This is a genomic window from Streptacidiphilus albus JL83, assembly GCF_000744705.1.
Taxonomy (GTDB): domain Bacteria; phylum Actinomycetota; class Actinomycetes; order Streptomycetales; family Streptomycetaceae; genus Streptacidiphilus; species Streptacidiphilus albus.
In genome coordinates, this window is the sequence record NZ_JQML01000001.1 from 2,927,976 (window position 1) to 2,947,043 (window position 19,068).

15 protein-coding genes and 1 tRNA gene are annotated in these 19,068 nt (G+C 71.4%); 10 read left to right on the forward strand and 6 right to left on the reverse strand.

The annotated features are described in order from the left end of the window. Positions 1-257: 257 nt before the first annotated feature. A tRNA-Arg gene (locus BS75_RS12700) sits at positions 258-330 on the forward strand. On the opposite strand, the gene BS75_RS46355 is transcribed toward BS75_RS12700, so the two are convergent. The 5 genes from BS75_RS46355 to BS75_RS12725 all read right to left on the reverse strand — a co-directional run bounded on the left by BS75_RS46355 (position 292) and on the right by BS75_RS12725 (position 6,144). Continuing rightward, complete coding sequence (locus BS75_RS46355) at positions 292-2,337, reverse strand: recombinase family protein (RefSeq protein ID WP_331281469.1); 2,046 nt, start codon at positions 2,335-2,337, stop codon at positions 292-294. The genes BS75_RS12700 and BS75_RS46355 overlap by 39 nt on opposite strands. A gap of 228 nt (positions 2,338-2,565) precedes the next feature. Next, positions 2,566-3,687: a DNA cytosine methyltransferase gene (locus tag BS75_RS50240; protein ID WP_034088302.1), complete on the reverse strand. Its 1,122-nt coding sequence runs from the start codon at positions 3,685-3,687 to the stop codon at positions 2,566-2,568. Next, on the reverse strand, positions 3,684-4,727 hold the full coding sequence (locus tag BS75_RS12715) for a TRM11 family SAM-dependent methyltransferase (protein ID WP_063771394.1): 1,044 nt from the start codon (positions 4,725-4,727) through the stop codon (positions 3,684-3,686). Before BS75_RS12715 ends, BS75_RS50240 begins: the two co-directional genes overlap by 4 nt. A 37-nt stretch (positions 4,728-4,764) precedes the next feature. Then, on the reverse strand, positions 4,765-5,661 hold the full coding sequence (locus BS75_RS12720) for a hypothetical protein (protein ID WP_034088303.1): 897 nt from the start codon (positions 5,659-5,661) through the stop codon (positions 4,765-4,767). 225 nt (positions 5,662-5,886) lie between these two features. Further along, a complete protein-coding gene (locus BS75_RS12725; RefSeq protein ID WP_152645607.1) occupies positions 5,887-6,144 on the reverse strand; it encodes a hypothetical protein in 258 nt (85 codons plus the stop codon). Positions 6,145-6,627: 483 nt separating this feature from the next. Here BS75_RS12725 and BS75_RS12730 point away from each other — a divergent pair, with 483 nt between their 5' ends. The 9 genes from BS75_RS12730 to BS75_RS12770 all read left to right on the forward strand — a co-directional run bounded on the left by BS75_RS12730 (position 6,628) and on the right by BS75_RS12770 (position 18,303). Then, on the forward strand, positions 6,628-7,422 hold the full coding sequence (locus BS75_RS12730; RefSeq protein ID WP_052069375.1) for a sigma-70 RNA polymerase sigma factor region 4 domain-containing protein: 795 nt from the start codon (positions 6,628-6,630) through the stop codon (positions 7,420-7,422). Positions 7,423-7,788: 366 nt separating this feature from the next. Then, positions 7,789-8,022, forward strand: coding sequence for a pilin (locus tag BS75_RS48090; protein WP_174515020.1), 234 nt, complete (start codon positions 7,789-7,791; stop codon positions 8,020-8,022). Between the two features lie 35 nt (positions 8,023-8,057). Further along, positions 8,058-9,986 carry a hypothetical protein gene (locus BS75_RS12740; protein WP_152645606.1) on the forward strand — a complete coding sequence of 643 codons (1,929 nt, stop codon included), beginning with the start codon at positions 8,058-8,060 and terminating at the stop codon, positions 9,984-9,986. Next, entirely contained in the window at positions 9,983-10,939 is a 957-nt protein-coding gene (locus tag BS75_RS12745; protein ID WP_042436813.1) for a PrgI family protein, read from the forward strand. The genes BS75_RS12740 and BS75_RS12745 overlap by 4 nt, the downstream gene beginning before the upstream one ends. Then, complete coding sequence (locus BS75_RS12750; RefSeq protein WP_152645605.1) at positions 10,933-12,726, forward strand: VirB4 family type IV secretion system protein; 1,794 nt, start codon at positions 10,933-10,935, stop codon at positions 12,724-12,726. The genes BS75_RS12745 and BS75_RS12750 overlap by 7 nt, the downstream gene beginning before the upstream one ends. Next, positions 12,723-15,107, forward strand: a complete 2,385-nt coding sequence (locus tag BS75_RS12755; protein ID WP_034088307.1) for a type IV secretory system conjugative DNA transfer family protein — start codon at positions 12,723-12,725, stop codon at positions 15,105-15,107. Before BS75_RS12750 ends, BS75_RS12755 begins: the two co-directional genes overlap by 4 nt. A gap of 11 nt (positions 15,108-15,118) precedes the next feature. Next, entirely contained in the window at positions 15,119-16,126 is a 1,008-nt protein-coding gene (locus BS75_RS44215; RefSeq protein ID WP_042436807.1) for a replication-relaxation family protein, read from the forward strand. Positions 16,127-16,138: 12 nt separating this feature from the next. Further along, complete coding sequence (locus tag BS75_RS12765) at positions 16,139-17,101, forward strand: C40 family peptidase (protein ID WP_034088308.1); 963 nt, start codon at positions 16,139-16,141, stop codon at positions 17,099-17,101. Positions 17,102-17,358: 257 nt separating this feature from the next. Further along, the gene (locus BS75_RS12770) at positions 17,359-18,303 is read left to right on the forward strand and encodes a hypothetical protein (protein WP_034088309.1); all 945 of its coding nucleotides are present in this window, start codon (positions 17,359-17,361) and stop codon (positions 18,301-18,303) included. A gap of 198 nt (positions 18,304-18,501) precedes the next feature. Here BS75_RS12770 and BS75_RS12775 read toward each other — a convergent pair whose 3' ends face one another. Beyond that, a complete protein-coding gene (locus tag BS75_RS12775) occupies positions 18,502-18,909 on the reverse strand; it encodes a hypothetical protein (protein ID WP_052069376.1) in 408 nt (135 codons plus the stop codon). Between the last annotated feature and the right edge of the window lie 159 nt (positions 18,910-19,068).

The following is a 19,068-nucleotide window of genomic DNA, read 5'->3' on the forward strand; positions in this document are numbered from 1 at the left end:
TCGCATGTACCGGTCAGGCCGTCATCGACCGACCCGACCGCATCCATAACAGCTCAGGCAGCAGCGCCGTAACGAGTGAACAACAGCCAGGACCAAGAGCTCCCGCACCGCTGCGCTCACGAGCCCTACCTGCGATTATCAGACCGCTCCACCGGGGAATCGGCCACCACCGCCCCAGCGGCGCACCAGGCAAGGAGCCCTGCCCCGCTTATCCTGTCCATCGGCAGGACCCCCCGGCGACACCAGGCCCCTGTCCCGCCCCCATAGCTCAGTGGATAGAGCAGGTGCCTTCTAAGCACTTGGCCGCAGGTTCGAGTCCTGCTGGGGGCACCCCGTAAAGGGCTGGCTAACGCCGGCCCCGCACCGGCCTGCGCTGTCGGCGGCCGTGACCGCGTCCACGACACGCGAGAGTTCCTTAGCGAGTCCAGCTCGGACGGTGACTTCGATGTCAAGGTGCCGATCCGGTCCTCGGTACGTGATCCGGAGCTGAAAGGCGTCGAAAAGTCGCCGCTGCAACTCCAGCGGTGTCGCGTCCCAGTCCACGCCGATTTGCGGGAGCAGGTCGAGAATCGCCACGTCCGAGGTTGGGATGCCATCCGCTGCGCCGATCGTGGCGATCTCCTGCGACAGCTCGATTCGGCTCTTCTCAGCCGCGTCGTAGCGCCGCCGGATACCCCGCCGGAATTCCCGGGCGGTGGCCGGGTCTCCTTCGTCGTCCTCGGAAAGCTGGTCGAGGAGTCTTTCCTTGCGGCGTTCCACCTCGACGACGGCGGCACGCAGTCTCCGGAGCCGCGGGCCGTGGTCGCCGACAGGTTCGGCGGCGAGGGCAGCCAGGTCGGTCCGGAGGATCTCGATGCGTTGCGGACCCAGGACACGCTCCGTGAAGAAGGTCCGCACGGCCTCGACGAGTGGGCGTTCCCCGATCCAGACTGCCTTGGGATGGGCGGCGTACCAGTCCGCGTCCTGGTCATGATCCGCTTTGGGCTGGCAGGCGTAGTAGGGACGTCCCTTGCTCAACTTGCCGTACATCCGGTGTCGACACAGGCCGCAGAAGACGTACGAGCGCAACTGGTACACATGGTCCTCGGAGCGGGCCGGCCCGCCGACACGCCCGCCACGCTGGGTCCGCTGCCCGCCACCTGCGGTGGCCAGAGGGGTGGCGGCGTCGAAGAGCTCGCGCGTGACCAGGGCTTCGTGCGTGGGGTGCGGCGACCAGATCCATTCGCTGATGGGGTTGGCTGTGTTTCCCTTCTTGCGGGCCTTGCGATTCCAGACCTGGTAGCCGGTGTACTTGGGGTTCTCCAGGATTCCGCGCACGGCCGAGGCCGTCCAGCGTCCGATGGCCGCCTCCGCACCGCGCGTGGGCATGGGAGGCGGAGCGGTTTCCGGACCCTCGGCCTGTAGGACCAGGGCAATGTCCCGATAGCTGCGCCGTTCCAGACCGCGCAGTTGATAAATCCTGGTCACAACCGGTCCGCGCACCGGGTCGGGGATCAACCTGTGCTTGGTGCGGCCTTCGGAACGGCGGGCCGGGACGGGATGCGGAACCCGATCGGCTGCATAGCCGTAGGGGGGCTTGCCGATGTTCCAACCCTGCTTCGTGTGTTCGACGAAGCCGTCCCAGGACAACTCCAGCATCTGCAGGACGTACCACTCGGCCACGGCCTGCTTCACGCGCCGGGTCAGTGTCGGTGTGGCGCGCTTGGCCTTCCCGTCGGTACTGATCGGCTCGTCCGCCGCGCACAGCGCCACGCCGTGACCTTCGAGCTCGTGCTCGACCTTCGTCCCGTAGTAAGTGCGCCGGGCGACACGCTCGATGGACTCGCAGATCACGGCAGCGAAGCGTCGGTCGGGGCGGGATGCCTCACTGAGGAGGTCGGCGATGCCGCCGTCGCGCGGGATCGGGATGTGGAAGCGCTCATGGGCGAGGCTGTGCCCGCGTTCGTCGAGGGCCTTCCTGCCCGACTCCACGTCGTAGAAGTGGGCAACGATCACCCAGTTCGCGGGCAGGGCCTTGCGGGAGTTGGTGAGTTGGCGCGGCAGGGAGAGTGTCGGGTCCTGCGCGTCCTCGTCCGAAGTCCGCCCCAACCAGGCCACTGGGACTGTGACCGGGGCGGACTCGGCGGCGATTTCGGGAACGGCCCAGGGGGTACCAGGGGTCGGGGTGGGAGGGAGGGAGGAGGGCGGACTTTCGGCCATGCTGATCGATCCTTGGGCTGGAGCAGCGTTGTGGTCACCTTTGGACGGCTTCATCGCTGCCGGCGGACTGCCGGGCATAGAGCCACAGCAAGCGCTCTCTGATTGCAGTGACCTGGCGGTGATGAAGAGCGTCGCCATCGGGGCCGTCGATCGTTCGGCAGGTCACGGTCACTCGGAGCGGTTTGGACTGGGTCAGGAGTCGAGCGCGGTCGGTCGGGGTAGCGGTGTCGCAGACATCCGGTTCCCTCCATGCACCCGTGCATGGAGGCCGCATGTCAAGCGAGTCCGGGAGTTGATCGACGGAAAGCGCGCTGGTGGGGGGCGCGGAGACCGCTGCGCGCCCCCCTCCAGCATGTTGAGGTGACCTCACTCGGCGGAGATGGCGTCGTCCGGACAGCGCATCTGAGCGAGGCGCGACAGCGCGGCGACGGTCTGTTGGACCACGGCACCGTTTCCGAGCGCCTTCAACTGATTGGCCCGGCTCAGACCCGACACCTCCGAGAAGTGAGCGGGGCAGCCCATCATCCAGGCGACGAATTCGGGGCGGAGCCTTCGGTGTTCGTCGGCGGGGTGGGGTGCCCGGTGGCCGAGAACTTGTTCCCAGCGACGGATGGCGGCTTCGTACTCGCCCCAGTCGATGTCGGGGACGGCGGTGCCGAGTCTGTCGGCGTCGTCGGCGGCGAGGTGATCGGGAGCAGGACCTGGGACAGGGGTGGACGGTAGCCGGTGCCGGCCCTGCGCCCCGGGGTTCCGGTGTCGCTGGCTCTGGGAGTCGGTAGGAGGCGGACCTTGGCGGCGGTGGCGGCCAGGGTGGGTCCGTTGCTGTAGCACTGGTTCGGGGATCCCTTCGCTCCGTCGCAGGCCCGGGGCGTAGGGAGCAAGCGGGGCGATGACGGGGTGAGTTCGCCGATCTCCGCCGCCAGGGAGAGGCCGTGTCGCCCAGCGCGCTGGGAGGGGCTGCGTCGGGTCTGCCGCTGCTCGCCCGCCGACGCGCGGGGTGTGGGTAGCAAGGAGGAAGAATCTGCGGCGAAGGTGGCAGGCGCCGACTTCGGCAGCCGCCACAATGTCCCACCGGCACACATACCCGTAGAGGGCAAGCGCGGCGAGGGCGTCGGGCAGGCCGAGGGTGACGAAGCCGGGGACGTTCTCCAGGAGCAGGACGTCCGGTCGAAGTACCCCCACCGCTGCGGCGATGTGGGGCCACAGGTGGCGCGGGTCATCGACACCCCGTCTCTTGCCGGCCAGCGAGTAGGGAGTGCAGGGCGGTCCGGCGACGATGACGTCGACCTCGGGCACGTCCAGCCAGTCGACCTGGGTGATGTCGCCCAGGTTCGGAGTGTTCGGCCAGTGGTGGGCCAGGACCGCCCGGCAGGTCGGGTCGGTCTCGGCGTGCCAGGCGACAGCGCCACCGAAGACCTGCTCGGCGGCCAGGTCCAGGCCGCCGTAGCCGCTGCAGATGGAGCCGATGCGCGGCCGACGGGGCGTCACCGGGAGCTCCAGGTGGCTGCGTCGGGCCAGGTTGTGGGGCGGATGTCCTGGAGGTCGCGAACGATTCCAGCGGCGAACCCGCAGGTCGCGGGTACAGAGCCGTAGCCGTCCCCGGGGGTGGCCGGCGGCGCGCTGTGGTACCGGAACAGGAGGACGTCCTCGTGCACGATCAGGTGCATGGGTACTCCCTGGGCTCGGGCGTTGCGGATGTTGCGGAGCTGGTGGAAGGAGCCGCGGGCGACGAGGTGGTCGTCGCGGACGCCAGCCAGGAGCGCGATACAGCGTTCGACGGGGACCAGTCCGGCAGCCCGGCCGGCGCCGATGACGGCTGCAGGCAGGTCGACGAGCTCACCGTGCTCGCGCCAGGGCCGTGCGGTGACGGCGATGGTGGCACCGTCGGCGAGCAGGCTGCGGCAGCCGGTGAGGATGGCGGTGAACGCCGTCAGGAGTTCGTCGGTGGGGGCGTGGGCGAGGTTGCCGGGGGCGTTGCCGTAGGAGTCGTGGAACTTGAAGATCCCGGGTCGGCCGGTGTCGCGGGTGGCGCGGACCTGGCCGTGCAGGGAACCTCCGTAAGGCGGTGAGGTGAGCAGGAGCCGGGCGGGGCCGTGGCGTCGCGAGTCGACGAGGTCCGCGGCATGCCGACCGTCGCCCTGGTAGACGTGACCAGTGCCGGGCGCGCCCTGGGCGTAGGCGAGCTGCAGATTGCGCCGGGCGATCGGCGGCCACTGGGGTTCGAGTTCCACGCCGACGGCGTGGCGGTCGAGGTGGACGGCTTCGACCAGGGTGGTGCCGATGCCGCACATCGGGTCCAGGACGGTGTCGCCGGGGCGGGTGTAGGTGGTGACGGCGTGCCGGGCGATGGCGGGGAGCATCCTGGCGGGGTGCTCCATGGCCTCGGGCAGGTAGCGGTCCTTGCGCTGGGTACGGGAGTCCTGCTGGGCGGTGACCCACACGCTGGTGGGAAGCGAGGCCAGCGTGGCGTCGGGAGGTTCGGGCCGTGCTCCGGGCTCGCGCCGGTGCGGGTGGGTGGGAGTGGTCATCGGGATTCCTCCTCGGGCGGGTCGGTCCGGTTGTCGATCACGGGCGGGTGAGGACGAGGAGGTCGTTGTGCAGGACGGTGTGGACCGCGCCGTCGGGAGCGTCACCGGGACAGGTGCAGTCGGGACCGTGGTCGGTGGTGTCGGCGAGGGGCTGGAGACGGCTGGCCGTGGCAGTGGCCTCGACGGCGGCGATGTGCTGGAGGTAGGTGAAGCCGGCAGCCTGGGCATGGGCGGTCAGGGTCCCGGCGGTGTCCTGGCCGGGGGTCTGCCGCGAGCAGATGACCACGATCCCGCCGGGGCGCAGGGCGCGTTCGGCCGCGTCCAGGAGGGAGGCCAGCTCCCGGGGGCTGACCGGATCGTGCGGTGCAAGGACCGTCAGGGCGGCACGGGCAGCGATGCGTCCGCTCTGGGCGGCGAGGTCGCCGGGGGCAGGGGCGTTGCGGATGATCGCCAGACTGGCCAGTTCGGTGGCCTGCTCGTGCAAGTGTTCCTGGGTACGCCGACCCTGGTCGCTGCCGCGAACGAGGGCCAGGACCTTCCGTCCGCCCTGGACGGCGGCGATCAGAGCGGTGGCGTTGCCGGCGTCGGGGACGAAGACGATGTCGCCGGAGCGGGAGAAGGCGTCAGTGATCTGCCGGGCGAGGGCGAGCGGCAGCCGATTCGCGCAGGCTGCCGAGGTGGGCTCCTCGCAGCGGCGGCAGCAGCCGACCAGCGGCTCGGACAGCCACACCGACAGCGGGACCGGAGGCAGCGGATTGCTCTTGGCACGCAGGCCGGAGCCAGTACGGCGCTGGCCCCGGCGCGAGCCCGGCAGGGCCGGGACGGGGTCACCCGGGTTGACCGGACCTTCGGTCGAGGAGGCGGAGCGGGTGGGCTGATGCATGGCGGTGGGCCCGACGGCCGCCGCGAAGACGCTGACAGTTACCTGAAGCACGGATTCAGGCCGGATTCTGCCATCGTGTCCAGTAGTTCATATTTTAGAATCTTGTTGATCATGAATGGTCAGGGCCCACCACCACCAGCCCGACGACTGAGGAGCGCTTCGGTAACCCTCTGTACTCGACCGCCCGAGAAGGGTGCATCTGCGCCGATGGGTCCACTGCCCTTCCGACTGTGCCCGCCTGTTCGTTCGGCGGGACACGGCCGGAAGGGCAGTGCGCTACTTCACGGTGTTCTTGTCGGTTGCGGCGAGCGGAAACTCCTCGGTGTAGTCAGTCCAGTTGTAGACCCACTCCTTGCGAACCTTGACCGTGTCGGCCCACGGGAGCAGGGCCTCGGCCAGGCCGATGATCCGGTCGGCCATCGTGTCCAGCGCCTTCTGGATGTCGGTGCCCCGAATGTTGGCCTTCAGCCCACGCGGCACCGTGAACTCCAGACTCAGACGCAAGGATCGCGGAGTTCCCTCGTTCTCGCTCATGATTCCCCTCTCGTGGCGACTATCACCATTCATGAGACTAGTCATATCTAACGATAAGTCAACACTCTTGTGAGGCTCGCACTTTCTCGTGAAGGTCGGCCGAGTTCCTTCGCCGCGCAGCAAGTTGGCCGTGGTTCGCGATCACCACCCGCACGACCTCCGCCGAGTCCGCCGCCACTGTGACGGTCCGGACGGCCCAGCGAGCGGCACCGAAGACCCATGCAACTCCGTCAGGAACAGTTCGCCTCGGAAAGTTTCAGCGCGCCTCCGTCTGTCCGTAGCTGTCGTGCGGTCCGTGGTGTCTTCGCAGGTGAAGGGCTGATTCGGGAAGCGGTCGGGAAAGGCGAACAGGACCGATTCCCGACCGGTTGTGGACGGCTTGCGGATGCGTTCGCGGCTGCTTGCCGATCGGGTGCCGAGGGGGTGGGGCGCGATGGCGGCAGACGGCGATCCTGCGCCGTCGTGACCGGAGGGACCGTCATCATGCGTGGACACAGTTGGACCCGGTTCGGGAGCGAGCCGCTGGAGACGGTGGAGCGGGAGTTCCGCTCGCTGAGCGAGGGGGCGGGCGGCCTGCTGCTGGAGGTCGGGGACCTGGGCGGGCAGCTGCCGCAGGAGCCGCTGGACATGGTGGAGTTGCGGGCGCTGCTGCTGCACCCGTCACTGGACTGGCAGGACCGGGGCCTGATCTGGGGCCGTCTACTGGTCCTGGCTCAGGAGCCGGGTCGGGCCGGGGAACAGTGGCGGCTCGCGGCGACCGGGATGGTGATGCCCGGGCTGCGGCGGGCGGCCTCGCGGCTCTGCCCGCAGCTGCCGGAGCACAATGAGGACCTCCAGCAGGCGATGCTCGTCGGCCTGTGGGAGGCCCTGGCCGGCCTCGTGCGCCGTCAGCTGCCGGACCCGGTGCGCACCGCGTCCCGGCTGGTGTGGGCGGCAGACCGGGCCGGACGCGCCTACCGCAACGCCCTGCTGGAGGACGAGCGGCGGTGCACGGCGACTGAGGACGCCGGTGAGCTGGGCGCTGCGCCGCGACAGCCGGTCCACCCCGACGTGCTTCTGGCGCTGGCGGTGCGACAGGGGGTGGTCGATGTCGCAGAGGCGGAGCTGATCGGCCGGACGCGACTCGGTGGCGAGCCGACTCGAACAGTGGCCGAACAACTGGGCATCTCCCAGCAGGCCGTGGCGAAGCGGCGGCTGCGTGCGGAACGGCGCCTGATCAGGGCGATCACCAGTGGGGAGCTGGCCTTCGAGGCGTTCGAGCAGCTGATCGAACGTTGAGCAAGCGGCCCGGAACGGTGCTTCAGGAACCGTGAGGGGAGCCCGGAGCGGTCGGCCGGGGCAGGGGACGGGGTCCGCCGGAAGGCGCTGACACCCCGACCGGTACCGCACCCGATCCGACCCGTGAGGGGAGGTGGGGTCCACGGAACCCGTCCGCTGCCCCGGTGCCGCCCCGGGCGCCTCCGCGTGCCGCCCGTTCCCACTGCCCTCCTGGAGTGACCAATGCCCTGTCGCAGCAATCCACGGCCTCGCCGACCGCCCCGCAGTACCGTCCTGGTCACTCTGGTGGCCGCGTGGTGCTGGGGCTCCGCTCCCGCGACCTTCGGGGACGCACGTGCGGCTGCGGCCGGCCACGCTCTGCTGGGGGTGGCGACAATCGCGCAGACGGTCACGAACATCACCGACTGGATCGTGGGGCTGCTGGCTGGGTTGGCGACGATGTTCCTGACCATCGGTGGCCTGCGCTACCTCATGGCGGGCGGTGATCCCGGCGAAGTGGAGAAGGCCAAGAGCGCGTTGCGCAGCGCCGGCATCGGCTACATGCTCGCGCTCCTGGCACCGATCATCGTCGGGGTACTCAAGGGCTTGGTCGGCGCATGACCGTACTCCGGCAGCAGGCACCTCGGCGACGCGTCTTGGTACTTGCACTGTCGGCGCTGCTGCTGGCCATGGCGTTGGGCAGCGCGCGGGCTGTCGCCGACCCGGCTCCCCCTCCGCCACCCGCCGCAGCTCCGGCGGCGCTTCCAGCAGCGGGCGGCGGGGTGGTGGACCCGGTCGATCCGGTGGTGGCGCCGAGGCCGGTCCCGGCGCCCGCGCCGGGTAGCTCGCCCACCCCGACCCCCCGGCCGACCGTGCCCAAGCCCCGGCCCGCGCCGCCGCCCGGAGGTGGACTGGCCCCGCCGGCCGATCCGGCGCCGACCGGCGGACCGAGCATCTTCGACATCCCGGGACAGATCAAGGCCGCGTTCGCCTCACTGCTGGCGTCGTTGCTGCAGCCGATGGCCTTGCCGCTGATGAACCTGTTGGTGCGGTTCCTGCTCTCCACTCCGGACGTGACCGGGCTGCCCCGGGTCGTGGACCTCTGGGACAGCCTGCGGGTTCTGGCCTGCTCGCTGTACGGGCTGTTCGTACTCGCCGCCGGCGTGCTGGCGATGGGCCACGGCACGGTGCAGCAGCGCTGGGCCGTTCGGGACCTGTTGCCCCGCCTGGTACTGGGGATGCTTGCGGCGAACCTCTCGCTCTTCGTGTGCGGTCAGTTCATCGCCCTGTCCAACGCGGTCAGCACGGCGGTGTTCGGCAACGCGATCACCGCCGACGATCTCGCCGGAACCCTGGTGGGACTGCTGACCAATCTCAACACGACCACCGCCCCGCTCTACCTTCTCGTGTTCACCGGCGTGGTGCTGATCAGCGGCTGGCTGCTGGTGGTGACGCTGCTGGTCCGCACGGCGGTGCTCACCGTGCTGGTCGTTGCTGCCCCGCTGCTGCTGGCCTGCCATGCCTCCCCGGCGACCGACGGTGCAGCCCGGCTGTGGTGGCGGGCGTTCACCGGCGCCATGGCCGTCCAGATCGTCCAGTCAGTCGTGTTCCTGACCTGCGTGAAGGTCCTGTTGGACCCGGCGAACTACAGTCTGCTCGGCCTGCCGACCCAAGCCGGGCTGATCAACCTGATGGTGCTCGGCTGCACCATCTACATCCTGCTGAAGGTCCCCGGACTGATCAGCCGACTGGTCACCGCACCGGTCCGACAGTCGGTGGGCGGCGGGGGCGGGGGCGGCGGGATGCACCTGCTGCGGAAGGTCGCCCTGGGCGCGATCGGCCTGCCGATGGGCCCCTACGCCTTCGGCGCGCAGCTCGCCGGGAGAGCCGGGATGCGTGGCGGCCTGGTGAAAGGCCTCGGTGCCGGACGCGGTCGTCCTGGCGGAAGGCCACCCGCCGGAGGCGGCAGGAGGGGCGGCCGTCCCCCAGGCGGCGGAAAGCCGAAGTCCCCGGCTGGACCGGCAGTCGGCCCCACCGTGCCACCGCCGTCCCGACGGCTGCGGCTCACCGGCCCCAACCGGCCCCGGCTACGAGCCGCCGCGCCACCCCCGCGCCCCGCGCCGGGCGGCCGACCGTCCCCGACACCACGTGCAGCGCCCAGGATCACCGGCCCCAACCGGCCCCGGCTACGAGCCGCGACACCTCCGCCGCGCCCTGCGCCTGGCAGCCGGCCGACACCCGCACCGCCGCGGGCGTCCCCACGAATCACCGGCCCTAACCGGCCCCGTCTGCGGGCCGCCGCGCCCCCACCACCATCCGTGCCCCCGATCGCACCGAGTCGGGCGCTGCGGGTCACCGGCCCGAACCGCCCCAACCTACGGGCCGCCGCACCCCCGACCCGTCCCGCGCCGACACCCAGCGGCCGAACGTCCCCGCCGCTGCCGCCCGCAGCGCCACGGGCTGCCGGACCCCCGCCACCGCCCGTGCGCCGCACCGGGCCGCCGGCCGCGCGCGCCGCGCAGCTGGGCACGCCGCTGCCGGGACCGCCCTCGTTGAACCGACCCAACCGGAAGAGGCATCGATGAGCAGTCGCGAGCGTGAGCCGGTGCCCTGGGAGGCGCTGGTGCGCATCCCCGCCGACGTCGACAAGGAGGACCACGTCCTGGCTGGGCTGACTGCCCGCCAGTGTGCCCAGCTGGCCGGGGTGGCGGCGGTGCTGTGGCTGGGCTGGCACGCCTCGGCCGGGCTTGTGCCGCCGCTCCTCTACGGCGCAGGCGCAGCGGTGGTGCTGGCGGCAGCGGTCGCGCTGGTGATGGCCCGGCGCGAGGGTGTCTCGCTGGAGCTGTGGTTGACGGCGGCCTGGCAGCACCACCGTGCTCCGCACCACTTCGTCCCGGTCCTGCCCGAACGGGGCGACGACGCCTGGCCGCCGGACCTCGACGACCCCGGAGCTCTGTCACCGCTGGCGCTGCCGGTGGCCTCACTGGACCGGGACGGGACACTACTGCTCGCGGACGGCGGGGTGGCCGTGCTGGGTGAGTGCGCGACCGTCAATTTCGCCCTGCGCACTCCGGGCGAGCAGCAGGTGCTGGTGGCCGCGTTCGGACGGTGGTTGAACGCGCTCACCGCACCGGTGCAAGTACTGGTGCGCACCGAGCTGCTGGATCTCGCTCCGGTAGCTGCGGAGTTGGAGCGTCAGGCGGTGGAGCTGCCGCATCCGCTACTGGAGGACGCGGCCTGGGAGCATGCCGGGTTCCTGGCCGAACTCGCTTCCGAGCGGGACCTGCTGGCCCGACAGGTGGTACTGGTGCACCGCGAGGCGGCCGGGGACCTGGCAGCGGTACTGCGGGCACATCGCCGGGCCGAAGAGGCCGTCGCGCTGCTCGCCGCCGCCGAGGTGCGGGTCAGCGTCCCGGACGCGGCCGGTTCCTGGCGGGTCCTGACCGCCGCCTGCGACCCGGCGAGTCCCGCCCATCCCGCGCCCGCTCTGCCCGATTCCCCCGTCACCGCAACGTCAGGTGGAGGTTCCGCATGCTGAATCACCTGTTCCGCTCCCCCGACGAACGCGCCCCCTCCGGCTTCGAGGCAGACCCGCAACCAGGATCGGGCACGGGGCTGGGGCCGGACAGTGTGCAGGTCGAACCGCGCTGCCTGGCTGTGGGCGACCTGCTCGCCGCAACGCTCGTCGTCACCGGCTACCCCGCCGAGGTCGCCCCGGGCTGGCTGGACCCGCTGCTCTGCTATCCGGGCAGACTCGACGTGTCGCTGCACGTGGAGCCCGTCGCACCGGTGGTGGCGGCCGACCGGCTGCGCAAGCAGCGCGCCCGGCTGGAGTCCGCCCGCCGCACCGGCTACCAGCGCGGTCGGCTGGAGGACCCGGAGACCGAGGCGGCTGCGGGCGATGCGGCCGAACTTGCCTGGCGACTCGCGCGCGGTGAGGGTCGACTCTTCCGCGTCGGCCTGTACCTGACCGTCTACGCTCCCGACCGTGAGGCGCTGGCCGACGAGGTGTCGGCGGTGCGAGCTGTGGCGGAGTCGCTGCTGCTCCGGGTCCAGCCCGCGACCTGGCGGGCCCTGGCCGGTTGGACCAGCTGCCTTCCGCTGGGCGTCGACCGCCTCGGCCGCACCCGTACCTTCGACACCGCCGCCCTGGCCGCCGCGTTCCCCTTCTCCTCACCCGACCTGGCCCCGCCCCCGGGCCGGCCAACCAGTACCCCGACCGGTGTGCTCTACGGCGTGAACACCACCGCCTCAGGTCTGCTGTTCTGGGACCGCTGGACGCAGGACAACCACAACTCCGTGACCCTGGCCCGCTCCGGAGCCGGGAAGTCCTACCTGACCAAGCTCGATGTCCTGCGCTCCCTCTACCAGGGCGTCGAGGTCCACGTCGTGGACCCCGAGGACGAGTACACCGCCCTCGCCGACGCGGTCGGCGGCACCGTGGTCCGCCTCGGTGAGCCCGGAATGCGGCTGAACCCGCTGGACCTGGACCCGGACGGCGGCGCGGACGAGCTCACCCGCCGAATGCTGTTCGCCCACACCCTCCTCTCCGTCCTGCTGCGGGAACCTATGGCACCGGACGAGCGGGCCGCCCTGGACCGGGCCCTCCTCGCCACTTACAGCGATGCCGGGATCACCCCCGTCCCGCGCTCCCATGCCCGTCCCGCTCCCCTCCTCGCCGACCTGGCCACCGCCCTCACCGCGTCGGAAGACCCGGTCGCCACCCGGCTCGGCGACCGACTCACCCCCTTCACCACCGGCAGCCACCGACAACTCTTCGACGGACCTACGACCACCGCTCCCGGCGGCCACCTCACCGTCTACTCCACCCGGCACCTGCCCGACGAACTCACCGCCACCGGAGTACTACTCGCCCTGGACCGGATCTGGCGCGCCGTTACCGACACCCGCCGCCTTCGCCGACGCCTGGTCGTCGTCGACGAGGCATGGCTGCTGATGCGTGAGGAGGAGGGAGCCCGCTTCTGCCACCGGATGGCGAAGTCCGCCCGCAAGCACCGGGCCGGACTCGCCGTCGTCACCCAGGACACCGCCGACCTCCTCTCCACCGACCTCGGCCGGGCGGTGGTGGCGAACGCCGCGACCCAGATCCTCATGCACCAGGCCCCGCAGGCCATCGACGCCGTCGCCGACACCTTCCACCTCTCCGCCGGCGAAGCCGCCCACCTGCTGACCGCACAGCGCGGCGAAGCCCTGCTCTGCGCGGGCCCCGGACGCCGCGCGGCATTCTGCGTGACCGCGTCTGCCGGGGAGGACGCGCTGTGCCGCACCGGCATCGAGGCCGACCAAGCAGCGGCTGCCCGATGAACGGGACAGACGGTCCATTGGGCTACCTCCTCGGCCCCGATACCCCCTTCGCCCACCTCCCTGCCGAACTCTCCCTCCTGGTACGCGCGGACGGCTGGTGGCTCGCACCTTCCCTGCTCACCGCCGTCGGATCCGCCCGCCTGACCCGACTCCTGCTGCACCGCCGCCGCCAGCGACAACTGACCGCCGACGGATACTCGCTGGTGATCTGGGCCCCACCGGTGATCGACCCGGCCAGCGCCGCCGCCCTGTGGTCCCACCTGACCGGGCTTCTCCGTCCCTGGTGGAAGCGCACCCTGGGCCAGCAGCAGCATCTGGTGTTCGAGTACCACTTCACCACGGCCGGACTCGCCGTCCGTCTGTGGGCACCGGCCACAGTGCCCGCTGTGCTACTGCATCGGGCCGTCGAATCCGCGTGGCCCGGAGCGCACGTCAGCACCCACATCGAACCTGTCTTCCTGGCCAAGAGCACACCACGCACCACCGGCGGCACCCTCCGCCTCGCCCGCCCCGAGATCCTGCCGATCCGACACCAGCACGACACCGACCCGCTGCGCGCCCTGCTCGGCGCGGGCCTCGCGCTCGGCCCCGAGGAGAGCGTCAGCGTGCAGGTCCTCGCCCGGCCCGCCACCGGCGCGCGGGTCCGCCGCGCCAGATACCGGATTCGCGCCCTTCGCGCGGGCGTCAGCAGCCCGAACCGGCCTCGGGCGCTCCTCGATCTGCTCACCCACCAGCCCTCGCGCGCCACCGCAGCCGCCCGCGACCCCGAACAGGCCGACCAGCTGCGCGCAGCCCTTACCAAACACGCCGGACCCCAGTGGGAGACCTGCGTCCGCTACTCCGTCGCCATGCCCGACCACGCAGACACTGCCGACCGGCTGCGCGGCCGGGCGCACGCCGTGGCCTCAGCCTTCGCCATCCACTCCGGCCGCAACTGGTACGCCCGCCACCGACTGAGCGACCCCGCGCGTCGGATGACGGAGCGCCATTTCCCGATGCGCGGCGACCTACTGTCCGTGCCGGAGCTCGCCGCGATCGCCCACCTGCCGTTGGACACCGCCGCCCCCGGCGTCCAGCGAGCCGGGGCCCGCTCCATCCTTCCCATCGCCGCCGTCCCCCTGCCGGGACCGGCCGCCAAACCGCTGGGGCGCTCCGACCTCGCCACAGAACGCCCCGTCGGCCTGGCCGTCGCCGACGGGCGGCACCACCTGCACATCATGGGCGCCACCGGCTCCGGCAAGTCCACCCTCATGGCCACCATGGTCCTGGCCGACGCGGAGGCCGGACGCGGCGCTCTGGTCATCGACCCCAAGGGCGACCTCGTCCTGGACATCCTCGCCCGCCTCCCCGAAACCGCGCTCGGCCGCACCGTCGTCCTGGACCCCGGCGACCACGCCGCCCCGCCCCGGCTCAACGTCCTGGAGGGCGACCGCGCCCAGGCCGACGTCGTCGTCGACAACCTCGTCGGGATCTTCCGCCGGATCTTCACCGCCTTCTGGGGGCCACGCACGGACGACGTCATGCGCGCCGCCTGCCTCACCCTCATGACCTCCCCCACCGCCGGCGCCACCGTCACCCTCGCCGACATCCCCCGCCTGCTCACCGAACCGTCCTACCGCCGACGCGTCGTCAGAGGACTCTCCGGCGCCGACAAGACCCTGCGCGGCTTCTGGACCTGGTACGAACAGCTCTCCGAACCCTCTCGCGCTGCCGCCACCGGCCCGCTGATGAACAAACTCCGTGCCTTCCTGCTCCGGACGTTCGTCACCGACACCATCGCTTCCGGGGCCTCCACCTTCCACCTGGACGATGTGCTGGACGGCGGCCTCGCCCTGGTCCGGCTGCCCAAGGGCGTCCTGGGGGAGGAGACCTCCCGCCTCCTCGGCTCCTTCGTCGTCGCCAAGACCTGGCAGGCCGCCGCCGCCCGAGCCGCCGCCGGGGAGTCCGCCCGCCGCGACGCAGCCATGTACCTCGACGAGGCCCACAACTTCCTCACGCTCCCCTACCCCCTGGAGGACATGCTCGCCGAGGCCCGCGGCTACCGGCTCTCCCTGGTCCTGGCCCACCAGAACCTCTCCCAACTGCCGGGAGACCTGCGCGAGGGCATCTCCGCCAACGCCCGCAACAAGGTCTTCTTCAACTCCTCGCCCGAGGACGCCCGCCTTCTGGAACGCCACACCGCCCCGCTCCTGGGCGCACACGACCTCGCCCACCTCGGGGCGTTCCAGGCCGCCGCCCGACTGGTCGTCGCCTCCGCTGACAGTCCCGCCTTCACTCTCGTCACAACCGCCCTGCCTCCCAGGACCCCCGGCCGGGCCACCGCCGTCCGCGCCGCCTCCCGCACCGTCTTCGGCCCCACCCCCGCACGCCCCACCCCCTGAGGAGAACCCCCATGCCCCCGCGCGCCACGCCACCGGTCACCGTCCGACGCGGCCCCACCGCTCCTGCCTCCGGCAGCGGACGCCGGCGCACCCCGCTGTCCGCGCTCGCCGCCCGGCTGACCCCGCGCGACCTGTGGCTGCTCGACATGCTCGCCGAGCACACCGTCCTGACCAGCCACCACATCACCGACCTCGCCTACACCGGCCACCGTTCGGCCAACCGACGCCTGCACACCCTGCACGGACTCGGCCTCCTCGACTCCTTCCGCATCCGCCAACAGATCGGTTCCGGTCCCGAGCACTACGTCCTGGGCCAGACCGGCGCAGCCCTCCTCGCCGCTCGCCACGCCACCACCCCCGCTGCCCTCGGCTGGCATCCCGAGCACGCCTCCCGCACCGCCTACAACCCCGCCCTGACCCACAACCTTGGCGTCGCAACCCTGTTCACCCAGCTCGTAAGCCCACCCGCCGACAACCTCGGCACAGCAGCGGCATGGTGGTCGGAACTGCGTTGCGAACGCACGTTCGGCGACCTGATCCACCCTGACGGCTACGGCCGCCTCAGCCACCGCGACCACAGCAGTGCCTTCTTCGTCGAGTACGACACCGGAACCGAGGCCCTGACCCGGCTGCTGGCCAAACTCGACGACTACCGGGAGGCCGCGCGAGCCCTGGCCGGACGCCCCTTGGTGCTGTTCACCCTCCACAGCGCCCGCCGCGAGCAGAACCTCCACCACCGCCTCACCGGTCACCCCGCCCTGACCGAAGTCGCCGTGGCCACCACCGCCCGCGACACCCCAGCCGACGGCCGCGAGACCCACCACCCCGCCGAGGCGGTCTGGCTGCCCGCCGGCCGTCCCAGCCACCGCACCCGCCTCCTCGACCTGCCCGCTGCCTGGCCTGCCGCCGGACAACCCACCGATCCGGCCGTCACGCTCACCGACGCCTTCCCCTTGCCCGCACCCGACCCAGCACCGCCGACCGGCCTTTGGCAGGCCGGACACCTCCAACAGAACTGATTCGCCCCGCCCATGGCCGCCGCAACGGCCCGTGCCGCAGCCGGACTCGCCGTCGGCTGCGGCACGGTCCTCACGCTCTTCCTCGCCGCCGCCATCGCCGCCGTGACCGCAGCCGTCGCCGTCGCCACCGGCGGCCTGTCCCTGCTCCTCGACGGCGGCGCCCCCAGCCCGCAGGCCACTGCGGACATCCCGCCCGCGATGCTCTCCCGCTACCGGCAGGCCGCCACCACCTGCCCCGGCCTGCCCTGGACCATCCTGGCCGGCATCGGCAAAGTCGAGAGCGACCACGGCCGCGCCCGCAACCAAGTCTCCTCGGCCGGTGCGGTCGGGCCGATGCAGTTCCTGCCCAGCACCTTCACCGAGTACGACCAGCCCGTCCCGCCCGGCGGCGCGAACCCGCCCACACCCTGGGACGCCACCGACGCGGTCCAGGCCGCCGCCCGGCTCCTGTGCGCCCACGGCGGCCGAAACGGGAAGGACCTGCGAAACGCCGTCTACCAGTACAACCACGACGAGCAGTACGTAGACACGGTGATGGCCTACGCCACCCGCTATGCGTCCGCCGACAGCTCCGCTACCGACGCCGCCCCACCTGGAACAGGGGCGGCCCGAGCCCTCGCCTTCGCCCGCTCGCAGGTCGGCGTCCCCTACCAGTGGGGCGCCGAGGACCCCGGCCACGCCTTCGATTGCTCCGGCCTCACCCAGGCCGCCTACGCAGCCGCCGGGATCATCCTGCCGCGCGTCGCCCAGGACCAGTACGACCACGGCCCCCGACTCCCCACGGGGACACCGATCCAGCCCGGCGACCTCGTCTTCTTCGGCACCAGCACGGACAGCATCGTCCACGTCGGCATCGCCGTCTCCGGCACCACCATGATCGATGCCCCGCACAGCGGGACACTTGTTCGCCTGGAGTCGATCGGTCGTCCGATCGGGGCTGCACGGCCCAGCACCGCCTCCGCCGGGCAGCCGTAGGAGCCTGCACCACCCAACGCGCTTCGGATCGTCGCGCACGGTTCATCGGTCGCCCGCACCGATTCCAGTCGCTCTGCCCATGCTGACCAGGAACGATTCCCCGAGGGCGCTTGACAGGAGCCGGGTCGCAGAGCGACCAATGGAGCCGGGCCCGAACCACGCGGTGCGCACCGCTCGGACCCCGGACGGCCATTGCGCCCTCCGCCCCGGCCGGGGACCCTCCATCCCCCTCAGTTCCACCGACCCGGAGGTCCCCTGTGAACCCCAACGACCGGACTGCCCCGTCACCTCACGCCCCCGCAGCCCCGCCTAGCGCCAGCGCCGCCACCCTCCACCGGGCCGTACTGGCCGAGCCCGGCCGTACCGCCGCCGCCCTTGCGCTCGCCGCCGGCCTGGGTCGCTCCACCGCAGGCAAGCTCCTCACCACCATGGAGACCGGCGGCTTGGTCCGCCGGGAGCCCGGCGGCCACGACGGCACCCGCCGCCTGCCCGACCGCTGGCACCCCACCACCACCGCCACCGCACCGGACAACGCCCCGCAGCCAGGGCCTGAGAGGGAACAGACGGGCTCGGCAGTCGCCCCCGCCGCCGAGTCCGCCAGTGCGACAGAGCGCGGAGAGGAGCCAGTCCAGCGGGCATCGACCGCTGAGGACCCGAGCAGCGCCCCCGCCAGCCCGGCCTTCTCGGTCCAACCGCCAACCGAACGGGACACTGATCCCCAGGAGGAGGTTGAGGCGCCCGGGCCGGAGGCGGGCACCGACGAAGCGGCGGATCCCTCCCATCGTGACCTGGTCAACGCACTTGAACGGGGCACTGCGGATTCGGGAACTCCGGACGAGCCCACGGCCGCCGTCCCAGTGACGCAGGACGGCGACGACGGGCTGGCATCGCCCTCCCCCGGCACTGGGGCAGCCGCCGACGGCGTCTGCCCGATGTGCGGGCATCGACGGCGCGTTCCGGGCGTACGAACGACCAGCAGCGGCACCCGACTCGGCCAGGGCCAGCTGCACGAACTGGCGCTGGAACACCTTCGGTCCTACCCGGATGAGGAGTTCACCGCGACAGGTATCGCCAAGGTGATCGGCAGGTCCTCCGGAGCGATCGCCAACGCCCTGGCCACGATGGTGAATCGGGGTGAAGCGGAGATGACCTGCAGCGTCCCGCGCCGCTACCGTGCCCTTCCCGGAGGCGCCAGTAGGTAGGCGTTCGACAGGCACCACGGCCCCGGCGTCCATGACGCTGGGGCCTGGAGTCCGGATGGGGATCTGTGCCGTGAGCGGCCCTGTCCCTTGTTGCCCCGCTTCCGTCACTATCGTTCGCGGGCAATGGGAGCCCTCAGCACGGACGCTGTCGGACTCGATACTACTTTGATCAACCAACGAACCTTGCGCTACTTGAGGTCAGTAGTTCCCGTTACCGAGGATGCTGCCGCCGGCGTTGTATACGGTGATGAGCCCGACCCCGAACGCCGGAGGGTACGCCTGCTTTGCCCAGTCAGTTGCGGCTGCGACGATGAGGGTGGCTGTACTGCCGTCGGCGCTGCCGAGCCCACCGGAAAGGTCTGTGTAGACGCTGACGCTGCCGTTGTTCGCGTCGACCTTCGTGACGTGGTTCGCCACCGCAGCCTTCATCTGTGACGTGTCGGAGCCGGAGCCCGCGACAAACGCACTGAGCGCGTCCGCCTGGGACTTGGTGTCCGGGGTGCCGGTTGTGGTGGATGTGGAGTTCACCGAGGGCGAGGGAGACGTCGATACGGACTTCTTGCTCCCGCTGCTCGCCGCAACGACGATGATCACGATGATGATCACGAGGCCCAGGAGCGTACCGCAGCCGCCAAAGAGGCATCCACGGCCGAATCGACTCTTCTTCTCCGGTGGTGGCAGAGGCTGATTCCATCCCTGCGCGAGGCCGGCATCGTGCGGCGGCTCGCCCCCCCGTCCGGGCCTGAGCCGGTCGGCTGGCCTCCC